Raw genomic sequence first — 20,860 nt, forward strand, 5'->3', positions numbered from 1 at the left:
TCCTGTCCGGTACGGGGCCATGTGCGTTATCACGGCTTACGAGGCCGTTACGCCATGACAGACTCAGAAGTAAAGGCGCCAAAGATCGAGTTCCCTTGCGAGGATTATCCGATCAAGGTAATTGGCGACACTGGTGTGGGTTTCAAGGACAAGATCATCGCGATTCTTGAAAAACACGCCACCGTTGATCACAAGACCCTGGCCGAACGCCAGAGTACCAACGGCAAGTACACGACGATTCAGTTGCACATCATTGCCACCGGTCAGGAACAGCTGTACGACATCAACAGCGAGTTGCGAGCGACCGGGTTCGTGCACATGGTGTTGTGATGCCGGGCACGCTGGGCTTTCGCGAGCTGGGCCAGATGGCTTACGAGCCAGTCTGGCAGGCCATGCAACGCTTCACCAACGACCGCGGCACCACCGCTGGTGATGAAGTCTGGCTGGTGCAACACCCGCCGGTGTTCACCCAGGGCCAGGCCGGCAAGGCCGAACACCTGTTACTGCCAGGAGATATCCCGGTGGTGAAGACCGACCGCGGTGGCCAGGTGACTTACCATGGCCCCGGACAGTTGGTGGCCTATCTGTTGCTGGACGTACGCAAGCTGGGGTTCGGCGTACGCGAGCTGGTTACCCGCATGGAGACCTGCCTGATCGAACTGCTGGCCAGCTACGGCGTGACAGCAGCGGCCAAGCCGGATGCTCCGGGTGTCTACGTCGACGGGGCGAAAATTGCTTCTCTGGGTTTGCGGATCCGCCATGGTTGTTCGTTTCACGGCCTGGCGTTGAACGTGGACATGGACATGGAGCCGTTTCGAAGGATTAATCCCTGTGGCTATGCGGGGCTGGCGATGACCCAGCTGTGCGATCACACAGGATCGATTGAATTTGCCGAGGTAAGTGCCCGGCTGCGCGCGCAGCTCGTCAAACACCTCGACTACGCTGAGCAGACGACCCTCACGGGCGGAATCGACTGATATGACTACTGATGCTGTGCAAACCATGATCCCGACGCTGGATGTTACCGAGCGTCCCGCCCCGCGTGCCAAGGTCGAGGCCGGCGTAAAGCTGCGCGGCGCCGAGAAAGTTGCACGCATCCCGGTCAAGATCATCCCGACCACCGAACTGCCGAAGAAACCCGACTGGATCCGCGTGCGCATCCCGGTTTCGCCGGAAGTCGACCGCATCAAGGCGCTGCTGCGCAAACACAAACTGCACAGCGTCTGTGAAGAAGCGTCCTGCCCGAACCTGGGGGAATGCTTCTCCGGCGGCACCGCCACGTTCATGATCATGGGCGACATCTGCACCCGTCGCTGCCCGTTCTGTGACGTCGGCCATGGTCGGCCAAAGCCATTGGACGTGAACGAACCAGAAAGCCTGGCCATTGCCATCGCCGACCTCAAGCTCAAGTACGTGGTCATCACCTCGGTGGACCGCGACGACCTGCGTGACGGTGGTGCCCAGCACTTTGCTGACTGCATCCGCGAGATCCGCAAGCTGTCGCCGAACGTGCAGCTTGAGACTTTGGTGCCGGACTATCGCGGTCGCATGGACATCGCACTGCAAATCACCGCCGCCGAGCCGCCGGATGTGTTCAACCACAACCTGGAAACCGTACCGCGCCTGTACAAGGCTGCGCGTCCGGGTTCGGACTACCAGTGGTCGTTGACCCTGCTGCAACGCTTCAAGCAGATGATGCCGCACATTCCGACCAAATCCGGCTTGATGCTGGGCCTGGGGGAAACCGACGAAGAAGTCATCGAAGTCATGAAGCGCATGCGCGAGCACGACATCGATATGCTGACCCTGGGCCAGTATCTGCAGCCTTCGCGTAGTCACTTGCCGGTGCAGCGGTTTGTGCACCCGGATACCTTTGCCTGGTTTGCTGAGGAAGGGTACAAGATGGGCTTCAAGAACGTTGCTTCCGGGCCGTTGGTGCGGTCTTCGTATCATGCGGATGAGCAGGCGAAGTTGGTTAAGGCTGAGTTGCTCGGGTCTTGATTTTCTAGCGTTGGTTTTTGGAGTGGTGTGTATATCCGTTTCTTCGGTAACGGCTACTTATGGTTCCGCCCTTACGGCGGGTCACTTTTGAAAAGCGCCAAAAGTAACCAAAAACGCTTTGCCCCACCACTCGGCACCTCGCTTAGGCTCGGTGTGCCCTCACTCCGGCATTGCTCCGTGGGCCGCCGCGAAGGGCCATCCATGGCCCAGCGCGGCTAACCCGGCATCCATGCCGGGTTGCCCACGAACCAATGCCTGCGTTCAGCCAGCGTGGTTAACGGGGCGCCCCAGATCAACGTCCACCGCGAGGCGGCCTGACAGCCGGCCTGGTTTGGGGGTATCGCGTTTCCCCTGTGGGAGCGAGCCTGCTCGCGAAAGCGGTGGTTCAGTCACATGGGTGTTGGGCTTGCTGGCCTCTTCGCGAGCAAGCCCGCTCCCACAGTGGGTCTGCGGTTTACATGAGTTTTGTGGCTGCTGAAGATCACGTGTGCGGGCTTGCTGGCGAAAGCGGTGGTTCAGTTACATGGATACTGGCTTTACTGGCCTCATCGCGAGCAGGCTCGCACACAGTGGGTCTGCGGTTTACATGAGTTTTGTGGTTGCTGAAGATCAAGTGTGGGAGCGGGCTTGCTGGCGAAAGCGGTGGTTCAGTTACATGGATACTGGCTTTACTGGCCTCATCGCGAGCAGGCTCGCTCCCACAGTGAGTCTGCGGTTTACATGAGTTTTGTGGTTGCTGAAGATCACGTGTGGGAGCGGGCTTGCTCGCGAAAGCGGTGGTTCAGTTACATGGATACTGGCTTTGCTGGCCTCTTCCCCCGGTGTCAGGCTAGTTGTCGCCTCTCCAGATTCCTAAAAGCATTTCGGGGGCGGCAAGAGTATGGTCATGCCTTTCTATTCACCTGAACGTAAAGCCGCACTACTGAAAATGATGCTTCCGCCCCTTAGCCTCTCCGCAAAAGAGGTCGCGCGCCGCGAGGGTTGTAGCGATTTTTCTCTCTATCAATGGCGCAAACAGGCTGCTGCCCGAGGCTCTCAATTGTCCGAAAAAAAGCAACCGATAGAGAACTGGTCAGCTGAGTCAAAACTGACAGCGATCATCGAAACATCAGCACTGTCGGAACTGGAACTGGGTGAATATTGCCGCCGCATGGGCATTTTCCCTGAGCAGATTGCCGCTTGGCGCAACGCGTTTATCACCAACAGCGCCAATCAGCCTACAGCTAAAAAAGTTGATGCCGCGCAAGTGCGCGAAGACAAGAAACGCATTCAACAACTGGAGCGTGAACTGCGCCGCAAAGATGCCGCTCTCGCTGAAACCGCAGCCCTGCTGGTGCTGCGAAAAAAGCTCAATGCCTACTGGGGGAGCGACGACGGGGACAACTGACCTTGTTGCCAGAACGGTATTTACTCGTGGGCTGGCTCAACGAAGCCATCACGGCGGGCGCCCGTAGGGCGCCTGCTTGTCAGGAAGTTGGTATTTCGCTCAGGACGCTGCAACGCTGGAGCTTACCGTCCGAAATCCTCGCCGATGGCCGTACGACAACGGTCAGGCCAATACCCTGTAATGCGCTCAGTGAGTTGGAGCGCCAAAGCATCCTGATGCTGTGCAACAGCAAAGCCTATGCTCATCTGCCGCCGAGTCAGATCGTTCCGCAATTGGCAGATGAAGGGCGCTATCTCGCTTCGGAAGCCACGTTTTATCGGGTGCTCAAGGCTGCGGACCAACAGCAACATCGGTCGCGAGCCAAGAGACCACAGCATCATGCTGCACCGACGACGTATGCCGCGACGTCGGCCAATCAGGTGTGGTCCTGGGATATTACCTATCTGCCCACGCCGATTCGTGGGCAGTTTTACTATCTCTACTTGATCGAGGACATCTACAGCCGCAAAGCCGTGGGCTGGAAGTCTACGAAGCAGAAAGCGGAGAAAAAGCGGCGGTATTACTGCAGCGAAGTGTGACTCAGGAAAAATGTTGGCAGCAGCCGTTGGTGCTCCACTCGGATAATGGCGCGCCCATGAAGTCGGTGACCCTGCTGTCCAAGATGTACGATTTGGGCATTACGCCTTCGCGAGGGCGACCTCGCGTCAGCAACGACAACCCTTATTCCGAGTCGTTGTTCAGAACATTGAAATACTGTCCGCAGTGGCCCTTGGGCGGGTTTGACAGTCTGGATGATGCACGTGTCTGGGTGCGGGACTTTATGGTCTGGTACAACACCGTGCATCGCCATAGCAGAATCCGCTTCGTCACCCCGGCCCAGCGTCATGAAGGTAAGGACAATGAAGTCCTCGCCCGCCGCGACACTGTTTACAGATTAGCTAGAGCGAAAAATCCTGGACGGTGGTCAGGAGAAACACGCAATTGGAGGCCAGTAGGGACGGTGTATCTGAACCCTGAAAGAGAGCTTACTGTGACTGCAAAAGTGGCATAACAAAACGGTGTACGCGACAACTACCTTGAAAAACGCCGTCTTCGCGAGCAGGCTCGCTCCCACAGTGGGTCTGCGGTTTACATGAGTTTTGTGGTTGCTGAAGATCACGTGTGGGAGCGGGCTTGCTCGCGAAAGCGGTGGTTCAGTTACATGGATACTGGCTTTGCTGGCCTCATCGCGAGCAGGCTCGCTCCCACAGTGGGTCTGCGGTTTACATGAGTTTTGTGGTTGCTGAAGATCAAGTGTGGGAGCGAGCCTGCTCGCGAAAGCGGTGGTTCAGTTACATGGATATTGGTTTTGCTGGCCTCATCGCGAGCAGGCTCGCTCCCACAGTGGGTCTGCGGTTTACATGAGTTTTGTGGCTGCTGAAGATCACGTGTGGGAGCGGGCTTGCTCGCGAAAGCGGTGGTTCAGCCACATAGATGCTGGACATGCCCAGCTCTTGCTTTGCTTTGCTTTGCTTTGGATCTTGATCTTGATCTGGACGCCCCGTTAAACCACGCTGGCCGAACGCAGGTATTGCGCAGTGGGCATCCCGGCATGGATGCCGGGATAGCCGCGCTGGGCCATGGATGGCCCTTCGCGGCGAGCCCACGGAGCAATGCCTTCGTTCGGGCACACCGAGCCTAAGCGAGGTGCCGAGTGGTGGGGCAAAGCGTTTTTGGTTACTTTTGGCGCTCTTCCAAAAGTGACCCGCTGTAAGAGCGGAACCGCCAGCCGCCGTTACGCAAAAAACGGATATACACCCATAAGCATGCCTAAAAATCGGGAGACTCATGGAACCCACTCACACCCTAAATCCACATCACCCCGTCCCAGCCCTCCCGCCCGAAGGCCTGATCGCCGTGATCGCCCCCGCCGGTCCAGCAAACCTGGAAACGGACAAAGCCATCCAATGGATGCGCGCCCGGGGCCATGAGCTGCGTATATTCCCGGGTGTGTACGAAAAGGACGGCTACCTGGCCGGCAGCGACGAGGTACGCCTCAACGACCTGCATGCCGCATTCGCCGACCCAGAAGTAAAAGCGATCATTTGCCTGCGCGGTGGCTACGGCACTCCACGCCTGCTGGATCGCATCGATTTCGACCTGTTGCGGCGCAACGCCAAGCCCTTCGTCGGCTACAGCGACATCACCGCTTTGCACCTGGCCATCAGCCGTTATGCAGGGTTCGTCACTTTTCACGGGCCGTTGCTCAACGCCGATCTTCTGGGCGACAAGGAACCGCCAACCGTCACTTCCTTTTTCAGCCTGCTGCGCGGGCAGTTGAAGGCCGGCAGTGTACTGAGCCATCCTGCGGCTTATCCGTTGACCACCGTGGCACCCGGTATCGCCTGCGGACGCTTGTTGGGGGGCAACTTGTCGATGATTGCCGCGACCATGGGCACACCCTACGAAATTGATGCCGAAGGCGTGATCCTGTTGGTGGAGGACATCAACGAGCCGCTTTACCGCATCGACCGTCTGCTGACCCAGTTGCGGCTGGCCGGCACGCTGACAAAGCTGCGAGGTGTGTTGGTGGGGGATATCGCCGGGGTGGACGTCGAGGCGTTGAACAAGCTGTTCAAGCAGACCTTCGAGCCGTTTGGCATCCCGGTGTTGTCCGGTTGGCGCAGTGGGCATTGCGACCCGAACCTGACGTTGCCCATGGGCGCGTTGGTGAGGCTGGATGCGGGGGAGAAGAGGTTGGTGCTGGAGCAGGACGTGGTGGTCGGCCGCTAATTGTGTGTTGTTGGCCAGTCAGTCTTCGCGAGCAAGCCCGCTCCCACAGAGTGACCGCGTTCCTTCAGAAGAATACGGTCGCACTGTGGGAGCGCGAAAGCGGTAGTTGCCATAAGGCGATCTAGCGGTTACGCAACCCTTCCAGCAGCTTGTGCGTCGGATACCCATCCGCTGGCCAGCCGAACGACTGCTGGGCGCTGCGTATTGCCTTGCGGGTGTTGGCGCCGATGATGCCGTCGGGCGTGCCTGCGTCGAAGTTGTGTTTGCCCAGCAAGGTCTGCAGTTCGAAACGTTCACTGCGGCTCAACGGCAGATCGTCCTTTGGCCATTGCCCGCTGATCAGCCCCGCGCCCGCGAAGCGCTCTGACAGCAGACTCACCGCCAAAGCGTACGACGAGGAGTTGTTGTACTTGAGGATGGCGCGGAAGTTGTCGAGCACCAGGAAGGCCGGCCCGCGATAGCCGGCCGGCAGCAGCAGGGCCGCCGACAAGTGTTCGGCGCCGGCTGGGACCTGGCTGCCGTTGGGCAGGCTGACGCCCAGTTGCAGCCATTCGGAGACGGGTTTGCGGATCGCGCCATCGGCCAACGGGTAGTCGAACCCTTCTTTGAGCCGTACCTCGAAGCCCCACGGTTGCCCGCGCTGCCAGCCAGAGCTTTGCAGGTAGTGCGCGGTCGAGGCCAGGGCGTCGGTGGCGCTGCCCCAGATATCGCGGCGGCCGTCACCATCGAAGTCCACCGCATGGGTGTTGTACGTGGTGGGAATGAATTGGGTCTGGCCCATGGCGCCGGCCCAGGAACCGAGCATTTTTTCCGGAGCGATATCGCCCTGCTGCAGGATCTGCAGCGCGGCGATCAGTTGCGCATGGGCAAAACCTGGGCGCCGCCCTTCATAGGCCAGGGTCGCCAGGGAATTGATCACCGACTTGGTGCCCTGGAACTGACCGAAATTGCTTTCCATGCCCCATACCGCCACCAGCGCCTGGCGATCGACGCCATAGCGCTGCTCGATGCTTTGCAGGATGTCGGCATGTTGTTGGACCAGGGTCTGGCCCCGGCGTACTCGCAGTGGCGACAGGGCTCCATCGAGGTATTCCCACACCGGACGGCTGAATTCCGGCTGGCTGCGGTCGGCCTTGATGACGCTCATGTCCGGGCTGACGCCGATAAAGGCGCGATCAAACAGGTCGGCACGGATCCCGGCGGTCAGGGCTTGCTTGCGAAAACCGGCTTGCCATTCGGCGAAAGTTTGCGTGGGTGCGATGACCAGGTTGTCACCGGTCGGAACCACCGGCGGCACGATGGCCGGAGCAGGCACGGCAGGGACGGTCTTGAGCGGTTGGGCGTCGGCGGCGGTAGGTTTCTCTGCGCAGGCAACAAGCAGAACGACGCTTGTGGCTGCAATCAATTGGCGCAAGGGCCAACGACGGGAAAGACAAAAGGGCATGCACGGGTCCAGATAAACAAATCAGATGCTGACCTTATCATGCGCAAAGGAGAATAGGGCTGGTCCGGGTGTTTCAAGCCGCCACAAAGCAAGAAGCCTCCCAGTTGTCAGACTGGAAGGCTTCGCGGCGGTAGCTGCCTTTGCCCTTGGCGGGTCGTTCCTGGCGGCTACGGAACAGGGGCTGGGCGATGATGGATTTGGCCTTGTTGGGGCCATGCTTGGATGGCTTTTTGCTCATGATGGGTCTCTCGTGGGTGGGTTTTACGGGGCAAATCATGGGGCAGCGTTGGGTGGTTGTCCAGTCCCTGCATTGTGCAGAAAGTGTCATTCAGACGGACACATGACCTGTGGCGAGAGGAATTGCCCCTCTCTGTGGGAGCAAAGCTTGCTCGCGATACAGACACCTCGGTTTCAGACGCACCGCGTTGCTTTCATCGCGGGCAAGCCTTGCTCCCACAGATATCTGCGCAGCAGAACAGTCTTCAGTGAGTGCTTACTCGGCAGGCAATGCCAATCGCTGCCCAGCCATCAACAGTGACAAGCGACTGAGGCTCATCCACGGTGAACCGGCGGCTTGGCCCTTGATCTGCGCATCGATACGCTGGGCTTCGAGCAGCAGTTGCGCCCAGCGCGATGCCGAATAGCGTTGCAGGGCCTTGCTCATCAGTGGCTTGCGTTTGTCCCACACCGGCGGGCGGGCCTGGCTGAAGGCCTTGTCCAACGGTACCCCCTGGCTGTATTGCAGTGAGAGGTTGGCCAGCAGGCGCAACTCCCGGGCCAGCGCCCAGAGGATCACCGGTGGCTCGACGCCCTCGCCCCGCAGGCCTTCAAGCATGCGCAGAGCGTGGGCGGCTTCACCGTTGAGGATCGCATCGGTCAGCCCGAACACATCGAAACGCGCACTGTCGGCCACGGCGGCCTGTACCGTTTCCACGGTGATCTGTCCGCCCTCGGCCATCAGCTTGAGTTTTTCGATTTCCTGAGCGGCGGCCAGCAGGTTGCCTTCGACCCGGGCAGCGATCAGTTCCACTGCATCCTGGCTGGCCGAGAGGCCGGCCTGGGACAGGCGCTGGCGGATCCAGCTGGGCAACTGGCTGACGTCCACCGGCCAGATCTGTACGAACTGGGTCTGCTGACCCTCGACCAGGGCCTTGCCCCATTTGGTTTTCTGCGCACTGCCATCGAGTTTTGGCAGGCTGATGAGCAGCACCGTGTCCTCGGCCGGACGTGAGCAATATTCGATCAGCGCGGCGGCGCCTTTGTCTCCGGGTTTGCCAGACGGCAAGCGCAGTTCCAGCAGGCGTTTTTCCGCGAACAGCGACATGCTCGCCCCGGCCTGCAACAGCGTGCCCCAGTCAAAACTGGCGTCGGCGGCGAACACCTGGCGTTCGTCGAAGCCTTGCTGACGAGCGGCAGAGCGGATGGCGTCGGCGGCTTCCTGACACAGCAGCGGATCATCACCACTGATGATGTAGACCGGCGCGAGGGCGCCTTGCAGGTGTTTGCCGAGTTGGGCGGGAGCGAGCTTCATAAGAGAAGGCGAGCGGGGCGCCGGAGCGCCCCGCAAGGCTTATTCAGACGGGATTTGCATTGGCGACTGTTGCGGGGTTTCCGCCTCAGCCTTGCGTGCTGCTTCCAGTGCGTCGGCTTCTGCCTTGGCGCGGGCGTCGGCGGTCTGCTGCAACTGGTCCAGTTGGGCCGGGGTCAGTTGTTGCAGGCGCAGCATCATGCGTTGCACGAGGTCACGACGCATTTCGCCACGCACTTCACTCGATTCCTGGTCGGAGCCGGTGATGTTATTGCCATCGTGCAGGTAGACCTTCTGCACTTGCAGTTTGTCGTCCAGCAGCACCAGGTTGTTCTGGCCGCGGATCTCATAGTTCAGGACGTTGTTGAGTTCGTACTCGGCCGAACGGCCGGCACCGGCATAACTCAAGCTGCGCTGGCTTTGCTGTTCGCTGGTCAGCACCAGTTTGTACGGAGCGCCGTTGTAGACCTTCACGCCGCTGTTCTCCAGCGTGTCGCGCAGCATCTTCACGGTATCGCCATAAGCGTCCCGGGCGCTGAGGTCCAGCTCCGTGATGGCCAGTTCGGTGGTGCCGGTGCCGCGCAGTTGGAAGCCGCAGGCGCTCAACAGGACCGCCAGGCCCATTACCAGCAGATTACGTTTGATCATCTTGTTGCTCCCCTTGAAACCCTATGGCTCGACAGTGCGGCCCCGCAGGTTATATTCGGCGCCCGGCCCAAGCCGGCGCCCGATCCAATTAGCTTGCGACGATGTTGACCAGTTTGCCGGGCACGACGATCACTTTGCGGATCGTCAGGCCATCGACGAAGCGCAACACGTTTTCATTGGCCCGTGCGGCGGCTTCGACTTCTTCGCGAGTGGCGGCGGCCGGCATTTCGATCTGGCCGCGCAGCTTGCCGTTGACCTGGATGACCAGGGTCAGGCTGTCCTGCACCAGCGCGGATTCGTCCACCACCGGCCAGCCGGCATCAATCACCGGGTCAGCGTGACCCAGGCGGTTCCACAGCTCGTGGCTGATGTGCGGCGTGATCGGAGCCAGCAGCAGCGTCACGGCTTCCAGGCCTTCGTGAACCAGTGCGCGATCCTGTTCGGTGCCTTGCGCGGCTTTTTCCAGAACATTCATCAGCGTCATCACCTGGGCGATGGCGGTGTTGAATTTGTGGTTCTGGCCGACGTCATGGCTGGCCTGCTTGATCGCCAGGTGGATCGAACGGCGAATGGCTTTCTGCTCGTCGTTCAGGCCGGCGACGTCCAGTTTGCCCGGCAGACCCTGAGTGACGTGGGCTTGAGCCAGGCGCCAGACGCGTTTGAGGAAGCGGTGCGAACCCTCGACGCCGGAGTCGGACCATTCCGCGCTCATGTCGGGTGGCGAGGCGAACATCATGAACAGGCGGCAGGTGTCGGCGCCGAACTGGTCGATCATCGACTGTGGGTCGACGCCGTTGTTCTTCGATTTGGCCATCTTCTCGGTGCCGCCGATTTCCACCGGCAGGCCGTCAGCGATCAGTTTGGCGCTGATGACCTTGGCTTTGCTGTCGCGTTCGAGTTCGACGTCGGTCGGGTTGTACCAGGTGTAGGCACCGTTGGCTTCGCGACGATAGTAAGTCTCGGCGATCACCATGCCTTGGGTCAGCAGGTTCTTGAACGGCTCGTTGGAGCTCACCAGGCCTTCGTCACGCATCAGCTTGTGGAAGAAGCGCGCGTAGAGCAGGTGGAGAATGGCGTGTTCGATGCCGCCGATATACTGATCCACCGGCAACCAGTGGTCAGCCGCGGATTTTTCCACCAGGCCGCCTTCATAGTGCGGCGAGGCGTAGCGGGCGTAGTACCACGAGGACTCGACGAACGTGTCCATGGTGTCGGTTTCACGCCTGGCCGGCGCGCCGCATTTCGGGCAACTGCACTCGTAGAATTCGGGCATGCGCGCCAAGGGCGAGCCGGCGCCGTCGGGTACCACGTCTTCGGGCAGGACCACGGGCAGTTGATCTTCCGGTACCGGTACGTCACCGCAAGTATCGCAGTGCACGATCGGAATCGGGCAGCCCCAGTAGCGCTGGCGGCTGATGCCCCAGTCCCGCAGGCGGAACTGGGTGCGGGAGGCGCCGAGGTTTTTCTTGATCAGAGCCACTTCAATGGCATCGAACGCGCCGGGGAAGTCCAGGCCGTCGAACTCGCCGGAGTTGATCAGTTCGCCGTGCTCGCCATAAGCGTCCTGCCATGGCGCCGGGGTCTGGTCACCGGCGCTGGTACGCACCACGGCCTTGATCGGCAGGTTGTACTTGTGGGCGAACTCGAAATCGCGTTCGTCGTGGGCCGGAACAGCCATTACGGCGCCGTCGCCGTAGTGCATCAGCACGTAGTTGGCGACCCATACCGGGAGTTTTTCGCCGGTGAGCGGGTGTTCGACGAACAGCGAGGTCGGCAGGCCTTTCTTCTCTTGAGTGGCGACATCGGCTTCAGCGACGCTGCCACCTTTGCATTCGGCAATAAACGCCTGCAGCTCGGGATTGTTGTGGGCTGCCAGGGTCGCCAGCGGATGCTCGGCGGCCACGGCGACATACGTGGCGCCCATCAGGGTGTCCGGACGGGTGGTGAAGACTTTCAGGCTACCCGCTTCGCCAATGGAGGCAACGTCGTAGGGGAACTGCACTTCCATGCCCCGGGACTTGCCGATCCAGTTGCGCTGCATGGTCTTGACCTGTTCAGGCCAGCCGGTCAGCTCGTCGAGACTCTCCAGCAGTTCATCCGCATAGGCGGTGATCTTGAAGTAGTACATCGGGATTTCGCGCTTTTCGATCAGCGCGCCGGAGCGCCAGCCGCGACCGTCAATCACCTGCTCGTTGGCCAGTACGGTCTGGTCCACCGGGTCCCAGTTCACCGTGCCGTTCTTGCGGTAGATCACGCCTTTTTCGAATAGGCGGGTGAACAGCCATTGTTCCCAGCGGTAGTAATCAGGCTTGCAGGTGGTGACCTCGCGGGACCAGTCCACCGCCAGGCCCAGGCTGCGCAGCTGGGTCTTCATATAGGCGATGTTTTCGTAGGTCCACTTGGCGGGGGCCACGTTGTTCTTCATCGCGGCGTTTTCCGCCGGCATGCCGAAGGCGTCCCAACCCATGGGTTGCAGGACGTTCTTGCCTAGCATGCGCTGGTAGCGGGAGATCACATCGCCGATGGTGTAGTTGCGCACGTGCCCCATGTGTAGCTTGCCGCTGGGGTAAGGGAACATCGACAGGCAGTAGTAAGTCTCCTTGCCTGGCTGTTCACTGACTTCAAAGGACTTTTGCTCGTCCCAGAACGACTGGGCGGCGGCTTCGATTTCACGGGGCTGATAGTGTTCGTGCATGGCTACTTTTGTACTGAATGGGGTGGCCCAATCCTCTTCGTTGCCATGCTGGACGCAGACGACGCCTGATGCGGCGTTTTCGATGCCCAGCCGAGCTGGAAGTGGAGTTACAGGAAGCGCCGTAGCATACATGACCGTGCTCTGCCGAGGGAAACCCTGATTGCGTGCCGAGGCATTGTCGATACCCGGTGACCGCCGCTGTTCAGGGCCGTTGGTCGCGGCGCCCTGCCGGTTTGCCCAGCGAAGCTAAGCTTCTCAATGGGGAGTGAGTCTTATCTTCAATGAGGTGAGGGATGGTTGAATCACAACGAAAAGTAACTACACCTGAGTTGTACGAAAAACTGATCGATCGTCTCGGGGTGGCCCTGGACGCTGCAAGAACCGCCGGTCGCTTGCGCGATGAACGCCCGGCAGAGTTGGAACTGCGTGGCTTGACCCCCGCGGAGTTCGAGCTGGTCAAGGCTTACCTTGAGCAGGTCGGGCATCAAGCCCCCACCAGTGGGGCCCAGCTACTCAAGCGCCTCGATACGCCCCGTTCGGCCAAGGTTGTATGGCTCAAGGATCGGACACCCACCAGGGATGCTGTAAAAGTCCGGTCACTGCAGTTCAAGTAAAGCCGGATTCACGCTTGTCGCTTTTTTTGATTCAAGGTTATTTCGAATCTGTTGTCGCTTTGCGTCAACCCACCTAGGCTTCGGGCATCTATGGAGATGCCCGATGCCGTTTCGCTATTTCATCAAACAACTTTTATTGCCGCCCGGCATTCTTTTGCTGCTGTTGGTGCTTGCCTGGTGGTGGCGCAACTCCCGGCCGCGCCTGGCGCGCCTGTGTTTCATTGCAGGGGTGGGCGGTTTCTGGCTGATGAGTTTGCCCGTGGTGGTGCAATGGAGCGCCAAGGCGCTGGAGCGCGAGCCGCCGCTGCCTCGCAGCGAATGGGGGACGCTGGCACAACGTGCCGATGCCATCGTGGTGCTCGGTTCGGGCCGTGATCGCGGTGACCTGGCCTGGGGCACCGACCAGCCCACCGGCATCGGTCTGGAGCGCCAGCGGTATGCGGCGCGACTGGCCAAGGCGTCGGGATTACCGGTGCTGACCAGCGGCGGCCTGCACTATGGCTCCCCGCCGAGTGAGGCGAAATTGATGGCCGATTCGATGCTCGATGATTTTGGTGTCACCGTGCGCTGGCAGGAAGGGCGCAGCCGCACGACCTGGGAAAACGCCCGAATGAGCGCCGAAATCTTAATACCGCAGGGGATCAGACGAGTCGTGGTGGTGACCCATGCGTCGCACATGCCACGGGCGGTCTGGAGTTTCGAGCGCTCGGGGTTTGAAGTGGTGCCTGCACCGGTGGGTTTTCTGGGGCAGGACAATGCCCGCCCGCTGGGCGGCTGGATGCCGGAGTTCAAGTCGATCTGGCAGTCGGGGCAGTTGATGAACGAGGCGGTGGGGCAGGTGGGGTACAGGTTGTTCTATCGCTGAGTATTTGGAGGGGCGGGACCTCTGTGGGAGCAAGGCTTGCCCGCGATGAAATCGACGCGGTCCTGCCGTGGGAACAGGGCGTCTGCATCGCGGGCAAGCCTTGCTCCCACAGGAAACTTGTTGACCCCAAGAGGTTTGCCCGCCGCGGGATCAAACCGTCTTGGCCATCCGGCTGGCGATCAAGGCCCAGCCCAGCAGCAACACACACACGATGATCAGCGGCCACGAGCGCCATTGCAGGTATGGCGTCAGCCCGTGCATCGGCACCACTTCGCCGTACAGGATGCCACGCTCGAATTGCGGGATCTGTGCGGTGATCTGGCCGAAGGGGTTGATCAGGCCGGTGACGCCGTTGTTGGTGGAGCGGATCATCCAGCGACCGGCTTCCAGGGCGCGCATCTGCGCCATTTGCAGGTGTTGCAGCGGGCCGATCGAGGTGCCGAACCAGGTGTCGTTGCTGATGGTCAGCAGCAGGTCGCTGCGCGCCGAGAGGCCAGCGGCGAACTCCGGGTAGACCACTTCATAACAGATGAACGGCGCGATCTGGTAGCCCTTGGCTTGCAGCAAAGGCTGGTCGGCCGGGCCCCGGGCGAAGTCGGACATGGGGAGATCGAAGAACGCGATCAAGCCACGCAGGATGTCCTGCAACGGCACATATTCACCAAAGGGCACCAGTTTTTGCTTCAGGTAAGTGCCATCACCTTCGCCGGTCACGGTGATGCCGTTGAAATAACGCTTCTGCTGGTGCACCAGTTGGCGAATCGGGACGCCGGTAATCAGCGCCGAATTTCGCTCAGCGGCAAAGGTGCCCATCATGTCCAGGTAGCCCTGGGCCGATTCCTTGAGCACCGGGACTGCCGTTTCCGGCCAGATCAACAGGTCGACGCGTTTGGAGGCAAAACTCATGTCGCGGTACAACGCCAGTTGCGCGTTGAGCTGCTCCGGGTCCCACTTCATGCTTTGTTCGATGTTGCCCTGGATCGCCGCGACGCTCAGCGGATCGCCCGAAGGGCTGGTCCAGGCATGGCCTTTGAGCGCCATGCCGGCGACCCACGGGCCGATCAGCAGGACCACGCCCGCTGCGATAAAGCCTTTGCGCCTGGTGCGGATCAACCGTGGCGCGTTGTACAGCAGCGCGGCGGTCAGGGCCAGGGTGAAGGACATCAGCCACATCCCGCCCAACGGCGCGAGGCCGGCCAACGGGCCGTCAAGTTGGCTGTAACCGGAATACAGCCACGGAAACCCGGTGAGGAACCAGCCGCGAAAGGCTTCCTGGCCCAGCCACAGGGCGGCGAAGGCCAGGGCGTCGGCCAGCGGGGCTTCGTTACGCCGTAGCCACCGCGCCCAGAGCCAGGCGGGCAGGGCGAAAAACCAGGCAATGGCGGCGATGAACAGCAGCATCAAAAAACCGGCGAGCAGCACCGAGGCGCCGCCGAAGTTGTGAATGCTGACGTAGATCCAGCTGGTGCCGGCGCCAAACAGGCCGAAACCGAAGCACCAGCCACGGCCGATGGCCTGGCGCGGTGAAAGCTCGCGCAGACCCGCATAGAACAACCCGACCGCCAGCAGTGCCAGTGGCCAGATGTCGAACGGCGCCAGGGCCAGGGTGGTGATCGCGCCAGCCGCCATGGCCAGCAGGTTACCGGGCCAGCCGGGGCGGGTTATCCAGCGCATGTGTGTCCTTAGCGGGTCTCGCAGGGTTTATCGGGCAATGGGTGACAGGCGCAGCAAGTGAATCCGACGGCTGTCGGCGTTCAGGATGCGAAAGCGCCAGGAGCCGATTTCCGTGGTTTCATTGCGCTTGGGCAGATGCCCGAAAGCACTCATCACCAGGCCGCCGACGGTGTCGAACTCATCGTCGGAGAATTGGCTGTCGAAGAACTCGTTGAAGTTCTCGATCGGCGTCAGGGCCTTGATCAGGAAGTCGCCGCTGGGCAGCGGCTTGATGTAGCTGTCTTCCTCGACGTCGTGCTCGTCTTCGATGTCGCCGACGATCTGCTCAAGCACGTCTTCGATGGTGACCAGCCCGGCCACGCCGCCATATTCGTCGATGACGATGGCCATGTGGTTGTGGTTGGCGCGAAATTCACGCAGCAGCACGTTCAGGCGCTTGGACTCGGGCACGAAGGTGGCCGGGCGCAGCAAGTCTTTGATGTTGAAGCTGTCGCCGTTCTCCTGAAGGATCAGCGGCAGCAGATCCTTGGCCAGCAGCACGCCCATGACGTCGTCATGGCTCTCGCCGACGACCGGGTAGCGCGAGTGAGCGGAATCAACCACGGCGGGCAGGAATTCGCGAGGTGTCTGGGTCGCCTTGATGCTGACCATCTGCGAACGGGGGACCATGATGTCCCGCACTTGCAGGTCAGCGACCTGGATGGCGCCTTCGACGATGGCCAGCGCTTCGCTGTCCAGCAGTTTGTTCTGGTGTGCATCGCGCAGCAGCTCCAGCAGCTCCTGGCGGTTTTTCGGCTCATGGGCAAAAGCCTGGGTGAGCTTGCCCAGCCATGACTTCTGCCCGTTGCTCGATCGATCTTCGCTCATAGCGATTACTCTGAATCCTTTGTCGTTACAGGTTGATGTATCAGTCTTCGTCGCCGGCGTAGGGGTCGGGGTGACCCAGCTCTGCAAGCAACGTTCGTTCCAGTGATTCCATTTCCAGGGCTTCGTCATCTTCTATATGGTCGTAACCCAGCAGATGCAAGCAGCCGTGAATCACCAGATGGGCCCAGTGGGCCTCAGCGGTCTTGCCTTGTTCGGCAGCTTCGCGCTCCACCACCGGGATGCAGATCACCAGATCGCCCAGCAGCGGTATGTCGAGAAGTTCGTCGGGCACGTCGGCGGGGAACGACAACACATTGGTGGCGTAGTCTTTCTGCCGCCAGGTGTGGTTCAGCTCGCGACCTTCGGCCTCGTCCACCAGGCGGATGGTCAGTTCCGAGTCGGCGCTGCGCTGGCGCAGGGCCAGCTCGCACCATTGGCGCAACTGAGCTTCGCTGGGGGCGGGTCGTTCGCTGGCCAGTTGCAGGTCAAGTTCAAGCATCGTGGCGATTGCCCTTGTCTGCGGTCGCCAGCTCATCCTGATGATTCTCGAAGCGCTCGTAGGCTTCGACGATGCGCTGCACCAATGGATGGCGCACGACGTCCTTGGGCATGAAATGCGTGAAACTGATGCCCGGCACGTCCTTGAGCACCTGAATCACATGGTTCAGCCCGGATTTGGTGCCGCGGGGCAGGTCGACCTGGGTGATGTCCCCGGTGATGACCGCGGTGGAGCCGAAGCCGATCCGAGTCAGAAACATTTTCATCTGCTCGACGGTGGTGTTCTGGCTTTCGTCGAGGATGATGAAGCTGTTGTTCAGCGTACGACCGCGCATGTAGGCCAGCGGCGCGACCTCGATGACCTGGCGTTCGATCAGCTTGGCGACATATTCGAAGCCGAGCATTTCGTACAGCGCGTCATACAGCGGACGCAAATACGGGTCGATTTTCTGCGCCAGATCCCCAGGCAGGAAGCCGAGTTTTTCCCCCGCTTCAACCGCCGGGCGCACCAGCAGGATGCGGCGCACCTGTTCGCGCTCCAGCGCATCGACGGCGCAGGCCACAGCCAGGTAGGTCTTGCCGGTACCGGCCGGACCGATGCCGAAGTTGATGTCGTTGCCCAGGATTTCCTTCACGTAGCGCTGCTGATTCAAGCCGCGAGGGCGAATCATGCCTTTTTTCGTGCGCAAGGCCACGGCAGGTTCCGACGGAGCGTGGTTATCGAGCTCTTCCAGGGCCGACTCCTGCAGGAACAGGTGGACGGTGTCCGGCGACAACTCGTTTCCCTTGGTTTCCCGATAGAGACGGCGCAGCAGATTTTCCGCGGAGGTGGTGTGCTTGGGTTCGCCGATCAGTTCGAACTGGTTTCCGCGGTTGCGGATCTCGATGGCCAGGCGCTGTTCGATCAAGCGCAGATGCTCGTCGAATTGCCCGCACAGATTGGCGAAGCGGCGAGCCTCAAAGGGCTCGAGAATGAAACGATGTGGTTCGATGGGTGCGTTCAAGGTCGTTTTTAGCCGCCCTGGGGCAATTAAGATGAAATCAAGGATAACGCCAGTAGGCTGGGGGCGAAAGCTCTTAATAAACCGAGCAATCTGGTGGGAGCAAGGCTTGAGCGCGATGAATGCCACTCGGTCCCTCAAGAGTTGAGGCGCCTGTATCGCGGGCAAGCCTTGCTCCCACAAGTTCTGTGTTCACAGGAAATCGGGGGTTACTGGATCAGCGAACCGCGCAGGGAGTGCGGTTGCGCGGCGTCGATGTGTACGTCGGCGAACTGGCCGATCAGGGCCGGGGTGTCGCAGCGGAAGTTGACGATGCGGTTGTTTTCGGTCCGTCCTTGCAATTCGCCCGGGTCTTTTTTCGAGTAATCGGTCACCAGAATCCGCTGGACGGAGCCGACCATCTGTCGGCTGATCTCGAAACCTTGCTGGTTCAAGCGATGTTGCAAGGCGTTGAGCCGTTCTTTTTTCAGTTCTTCGGGGGTCTCATCCGTCAGGTCGGCCGCCGGGGTGCCGGGGCGCTGGCTGTAGACGAAAGAATAGGAAAAATCGAAACCCACGTCTTCGATCAGCTTCATGGTCTGCTGGAAATCTTTCTCGGTTTCGCCGGGGAAGCCGACGATAAAGTCCGAACTGATGCAGATCCCCGGCACTGCCGCCCGCAGTTTGCGCAGCTTGGATTTGTACTCCAGTGCCGTGTGGTTGCGCTTCATGGCCGCCAGGATCCGGTCCGAGCCCGATTGCACCGGCAGGTGCAGATGCTTGACCAGCTCGGGAACCTCGGCGTGGGCCTGGATCAGGCTGTCGGAGAATTCCAGCGGGTGCGACGTGGTGTAGCGGATACGGTCGATGCCCTCCACGGCCGCCACCACGCGGATCAGCTCGGCGAGGTCTGCCAGGCGCCCGTCATGGGTCAGTCCGCGATAACCGTTGACGTTCTGCCCCAGCAGCGTCACTTCGCGCACGCCGTTTTCCGCCAGGTGGATGATCTCGGCGATCACGTCGTCGAACGGCCGGCTGACTTCTTCACCACGGGTATAGGGCACCACGCAGAACGTGCAGTACTTGCTGCAACCTTCCATCACCGACACATAGGCGCTCGGGCCGTCGATGCGGGGTTCGGGCAGGTGGTCGAATTTTTCGATTTCCGGGAACGAAACGTCCACCTGCGGCAGTTTGGTGCTGCGCGCGGCGTCGATCATCTCCGGCAGGCGGTGCAGGGTCTGCGGGCCGAAGACCACGTCGACGTAGGGCGCGCGGTCACGAATGGCGGCGCCTTCCTGGCTGGCCACGCAACCGCCCACGGCGATGACCATTTCCGGGTTGGCCAGTTTCAGCTCACGCCAGCGGCCGAGCTGGGAGTACACCCGGTCCTGGGCGCGCTCACGGATTGAACAGGTGTTGAGCAGGATCACGTCGGCGTCTTCGGCGCGGGCAGTGACTTCCAGGGCCTGGTGTTCACCCAGCAGATCGACCATGCGCGAGCTGTCGTACTCGTTCATCTGGCAACCGTGGGTTTCGATGTAAAGCTTCTTGGCCATGGACGGAGTCATCACGTGATTCAAAGAACCGCGCATTATAGGGAACAAGTCACCGGGTTCCTACCGCTGTGCGAGCAGTGGCTATGCTATAGTTCGCGCCCTAATTTTTACCCGCCGATGTGTTTCGCCAGCCATGACCAAACGTGAAGCTCCAATCTACAAGGTGATTTTCCTCAACCAGGGCCAGGTGTTCGAAATGTACGCCAAGCAGATCTATCAAAGTGATCTGTGGGGCTTCCTGGAAGTCGAAGAATTCGTCTTTGGCGAGCGCACGCAAGTGGTCGTCGATCCGAGCGAAGAAAAGCTCAAGGCGCAGTTCGAAGGCGTGGTACGCAGCTTCGTGCCGATGCATTCGATCGTGCGCATCGACGAGGTCGAGCGCCTGGGCACGCCGAAAATCAGCGAAGCCCGCGGCGCGGTCGGCAATGTCATGCCGTTTCCGATGCCGATGCCTGAGAAGTAAACCTGTCGATAAGTTGAGCGCAGTCCTTTGTGGCGAGGGGATTTATCCCCGCTGGGGCGCGAAGCGGCCCTAAAACCTGACACCTCGGTATTAGAGATTGAGTTGACTGCTTTCGGGCCGCTTCGCTGCCCAGCGGGGATAAATCCCCTCGCCACAGGGGCCTGCGGTGGATTCAGGGCAGTGGTGAGAAAGGCGTGCGCCCGTCGGCGTTCTGCAATTCCATCAGGTATTTGCGGAAGATCTGCCCCAGCACCTGGGTCGCGACCTCCAATTCATCGCGAGGCATCTGTTCGGCGACTTCGTCGGCGGTGTCCAGGGCTTCTTCGGCGCCATTGACCGCTGCCATCTTCAAGACAATGTAGGCCTGCACATTATTGGCCTGCACGCCTTCGCCATGGAAGAACATGCCGCCCAGCTTGTATTGCGCCTGGGCATGGCCTTGCAGTGAGGCTTTCTCGAAGTAGCTGAGAGCCAGCTTGAGGTCGCGCGGCGCAGCCTTGCCGTTGTAGTAGAACTCGCCCAGCTCGTATTGCGCTTGTGCATCGCCCGCGTCCGCCGCTTTTTGACAGGCGTCGAGTGCCGGTGCGAGATCTTGTGGCTGGGTGTTGAGCGTGCAACGGCCCATCGCCGGGATCAACAACGAGTTACCGCCTGCTTGTGCGTTCGCCAGCAGCGGCGGAAGGAGCAACAGGCAGCCCAGGGCAAGGGTGCGGCCGGTGCGGTTCATGGGAATCGACTTACCTCTGAGGGGCACGCGGACCCTCCGGGGGATCCAATAAGCGCGCATTATGAAATAAGCAGGGCCATCCTTACAAAGTCTTTACTCGTTTTTCTGCTGCGAGGGTGCGCCAACGGCTACTTCGGG

The 20,860-nt window shown here is 60.6% G+C and carries 18 protein-coding genes and 1 pseudogene; 8 read left to right on the plus strand and 11 right to left on the minus strand.

Annotation, left to right across the window (positions count from 1 at the left end; all coding sequences use genetic code 11):
- Positions 1–54: 54 nt before the first annotated feature.
- From PSH57_RS03555 to PSH57_RS03575, 5 genes and pseudogenes are all read left to right on the plus strand, one after another.
- Positions 55–330 carry a DUF493 domain-containing protein gene (locus PSH57_RS03555; RefSeq protein ID WP_047229495.1) on the plus strand — a complete coding sequence of 92 codons (276 nt, stop codon included), beginning with the start codon at positions 55–57 and terminating at the stop codon, positions 328–330.
- Complete coding sequence (gene lipB, locus PSH57_RS03560) at positions 330–977, plus strand: lipoyl(octanoyl) transferase LipB (RefSeq protein ID WP_305387863.1); 648 nt, start codon at positions 330–332, stop codon at positions 975–977. Before PSH57_RS03555 ends, lipB begins: the two co-directional genes overlap by 1 nt.
- A gap of 1 nt (position 978) precedes the next feature.
- Positions 979–2,001, plus strand: a complete 1,023-nt coding sequence (gene lipA, locus PSH57_RS03565; RefSeq protein ID WP_047229497.1) for a lipoyl synthase — start codon at positions 979–981, stop codon at positions 1,999–2,001.
- A gap of 886 nt (positions 2,002–2,887) precedes the next feature.
- Positions 2,888–4,439 (plus strand): annotated as a pseudogene (locus PSH57_RS03570) (IS3 family transposase).
- A 776-nt stretch (positions 4,440–5,215) separates the two neighbouring features.
- Entirely contained in the window at positions 5,216–6,160 is a 945-nt protein-coding gene (locus PSH57_RS03575) for a S66 peptidase family protein (protein WP_305387864.1), read from the plus strand.
- 121 nt (positions 6,161–6,281) lie between these two features.
- Here the strand turns inward: PSH57_RS03575 and PSH57_RS03580 are convergent, their stop codons facing one another.
- The 5 genes from PSH57_RS03580 to leuS form a co-directional block, all read right to left on the minus strand.
- Positions 6,282–7,604: a lytic murein transglycosylase gene (locus PSH57_RS03580; protein WP_305387865.1), complete on the minus strand. Its 1,323-nt coding sequence runs from the start codon at positions 7,602–7,604 to the stop codon at positions 6,282–6,284.
- Between the two features lie 73 nt (positions 7,605–7,677).
- On the minus strand, positions 7,678–7,842 hold the full coding sequence (gene arfA / locus PSH57_RS03585; protein WP_047229500.1) for an alternative ribosome rescue factor ArfA: 165 nt from the start codon (positions 7,840–7,842) through the stop codon (positions 7,678–7,680).
- 255 nt (positions 7,843–8,097) lie between these two features.
- Positions 8,098–9,135: a DNA polymerase III subunit delta gene (holA, locus tag PSH57_RS03590; protein ID WP_305387867.1), complete on the minus strand. Its 1,038-nt coding sequence runs from the start codon at positions 9,133–9,135 to the stop codon at positions 8,098–8,100.
- Positions 9,136–9,174: 39 nt separating this feature from the next.
- On the minus strand, positions 9,175–9,780 hold the full coding sequence (locus tag PSH57_RS03595) for an LPS-assembly lipoprotein LptE (protein ID WP_305387868.1): 606 nt from the start codon (positions 9,778–9,780) through the stop codon (positions 9,175–9,177).
- Positions 9,781–9,868: 88 nt separating this feature from the next.
- Positions 9,869–12,475 carry a leucine--tRNA ligase gene (leuS, locus tag PSH57_RS03600; protein ID WP_305387869.1) on the minus strand — a complete coding sequence of 869 codons (2,607 nt, stop codon included), beginning with the start codon at positions 12,473–12,475 and terminating at the stop codon, positions 9,869–9,871.
- Positions 12,476–12,768: 293 nt separating this feature from the next.
- On the opposite strand from leuS, the gene PSH57_RS03605 reads away from it, so the two are divergent.
- Both PSH57_RS03605 and PSH57_RS03610 read left to right on the plus strand, forming a co-directional pair.
- Positions 12,769–13,089 carry a hypothetical protein gene (locus PSH57_RS03605; RefSeq protein WP_047229504.1) on the plus strand — a complete coding sequence of 107 codons (321 nt, stop codon included), beginning with the start codon at positions 12,769–12,771 and terminating at the stop codon, positions 13,087–13,089.
- Positions 13,090–13,192: 103 nt separating this feature from the next.
- Positions 13,193–13,954, plus strand: a complete 762-nt coding sequence (locus PSH57_RS03610; RefSeq protein ID WP_305387870.1) for a YdcF family protein — start codon at positions 13,193–13,195, stop codon at positions 13,952–13,954.
- 150 nt (positions 13,955–14,104) lie between these two features.
- Here PSH57_RS03610 and lnt read toward each other — a convergent pair whose 3' ends face one another.
- The 5 genes from lnt to miaB all read right to left on the minus strand — a co-directional run bounded on the left by lnt (position 14,105) and on the right by miaB (position 19,532).
- A complete protein-coding gene (gene lnt / locus PSH57_RS03615; protein ID WP_305387872.1) occupies positions 14,105–15,628 on the minus strand; it encodes an apolipoprotein N-acyltransferase in 1,524 nt (507 codons plus the stop codon).
- A 27-nt stretch (positions 15,629–15,655) separates the two neighbouring features.
- On the minus strand, positions 15,656–16,495 hold the full coding sequence (locus tag PSH57_RS03620; RefSeq protein ID WP_025215634.1) for an HlyC/CorC family transporter: 840 nt from the start codon (positions 16,493–16,495) through the stop codon (positions 15,656–15,658).
- A 40-nt stretch (positions 16,496–16,535) separates the two neighbouring features.
- Complete coding sequence (gene ybeY, locus PSH57_RS03625) at positions 16,536–16,994, minus strand: rRNA maturation RNase YbeY (RefSeq protein WP_305387873.1); 459 nt, start codon at positions 16,992–16,994, stop codon at positions 16,536–16,538.
- Positions 16,987–17,997 (minus strand): PhoH family protein, encoded by a 1,011-nt coding sequence (locus tag PSH57_RS03630; RefSeq protein ID WP_305387874.1) that lies wholly within the window; start codon positions 17,995–17,997, stop codon positions 16,987–16,989. The genes ybeY and PSH57_RS03630 overlap by 8 nt, the downstream gene beginning before the upstream one ends.
- A gap of 206 nt (positions 17,998–18,203) precedes the next feature.
- Positions 18,204–19,532: a tRNA (N6-isopentenyl adenosine(37)-C2)-methylthiotransferase MiaB gene (miaB, locus tag PSH57_RS03635; protein WP_305387876.1), complete on the minus strand. Its 1,329-nt coding sequence runs from the start codon at positions 19,530–19,532 to the stop codon at positions 18,204–18,206.
- A 133-nt stretch (positions 19,533–19,665) separates the two neighbouring features.
- On the opposite strand from miaB, the gene PSH57_RS03640 reads away from it, so the two are divergent.
- Positions 19,666–19,995: a DUF1820 family protein gene (locus tag PSH57_RS03640; RefSeq protein ID WP_003185742.1), complete on the plus strand. Its 330-nt coding sequence runs from the start codon at positions 19,666–19,668 to the stop codon at positions 19,993–19,995.
- 172 nt (positions 19,996–20,167) lie between these two features.
- Here the strand turns inward: PSH57_RS03640 and PSH57_RS03645 are convergent, their stop codons facing one another.
- Positions 20,168–20,722 carry a tetratricopeptide repeat protein gene (locus PSH57_RS03645; RefSeq protein WP_305387878.1) on the minus strand — a complete coding sequence of 185 codons (555 nt, stop codon included), beginning with the start codon at positions 20,720–20,722 and terminating at the stop codon, positions 20,168–20,170.
- Positions 20,723–20,860 lie beyond the last annotated feature (138 nt).

Origin of the sequence: Pseudomonas hefeiensis (genome assembly GCF_030687835.1) — a bacterium.
In the GTDB taxonomy this organism is placed as follows: Bacteria; Pseudomonadota; Gammaproteobacteria; order Pseudomonadales; family Pseudomonadaceae; genus Aquipseudomonas; species Aquipseudomonas hefeiensis.

Bases quoted from the DNA above. Each gene is read 5' to 3' on its own strand.
- PSH57_RS03555 (WP_047229495.1), top strand. From the start codon at position 55: ATGACAGACTCAGAAGTAAAGGCGCCAAAGATCGAGTTCCCTTGCGAG.
- lipB (WP_305387863.1), top strand. From the start codon at position 330: ATGCCGGGCACGCTGGGCTTTCGCGAGCTGGGCCAGATGGCTTACGAG.
- lipA (WP_047229497.1), top strand. From the start codon at position 979: ATGACTACTGATGCTGTGCAAACCATGATCCCGACGCTGGATGTTACC.
- PSH57_RS03575 (WP_305387864.1), top strand. From the start codon at position 5,216: ATGGAACCCACTCACACCCTAAATCCACATCACCCCGTCCCAGCCCTC.
- PSH57_RS03580 (WP_305387865.1), bottom strand. From the start codon at position 7,604: ATGCCCTTTTGTCTTTCCCGTCGTTGGCCCTTGCGCCAATTGATTGCA.
- arfA (WP_047229500.1), bottom strand. From the start codon at position 7,842: ATGAGCAAAAAGCCATCCAAGCATGGCCCCAACAAGGCCAAATCCATC.
- holA (WP_305387867.1), bottom strand. From the start codon at position 9,135: ATGAAGCTCGCTCCCGCCCAACTCGGCAAACACCTGCAAGGCGCCCTC.
- PSH57_RS03595 (WP_305387868.1), bottom strand. From the start codon at position 9,780: ATGATCAAACGTAATCTGCTGGTAATGGGCCTGGCGGTCCTGTTGAGC.
- leuS (WP_305387869.1), bottom strand. From the start codon at position 12,475: ATGCACGAACACTATCAGCCCCGTGAAATCGAAGCCGCCGCCCAGTCG.
- PSH57_RS03605 (WP_047229504.1), top strand. From the start codon at position 12,769: ATGGTTGAATCACAACGAAAAGTAACTACACCTGAGTTGTACGAAAAA.
- PSH57_RS03610 (WP_305387870.1), top strand. From the start codon at position 13,193: ATGCCGTTTCGCTATTTCATCAAACAACTTTTATTGCCGCCCGGCATT.
- lnt (WP_305387872.1), bottom strand. From the start codon at position 15,628: ATGCGCTGGATAACCCGCCCCGGCTGGCCCGGTAACCTGCTGGCCATG.
- PSH57_RS03620 (WP_025215634.1), bottom strand. From the start codon at position 16,495: ATGAGCGAAGATCGATCGAGCAACGGGCAGAAGTCATGGCTGGGCAAG.
- ybeY (WP_305387873.1), bottom strand. From the start codon at position 16,994: ATGCTTGAACTTGACCTGCAACTGGCCAGCGAACGACCCGCCCCCAGC.
- miaB (WP_305387876.1), bottom strand. From the start codon at position 19,532: ATGGCCAAGAAGCTTTACATCGAAACCCACGGTTGCCAGATGAACGAG.
- PSH57_RS03640 (WP_003185742.1), top strand. From the start codon at position 19,666: ATGACCAAACGTGAAGCTCCAATCTACAAGGTGATTTTCCTCAACCAG.
- PSH57_RS03645 (WP_305387878.1), bottom strand. From the start codon at position 20,722: ATGAACCGCACCGGCCGCACCCTTGCCCTGGGCTGCCTGTTGCTCCTT.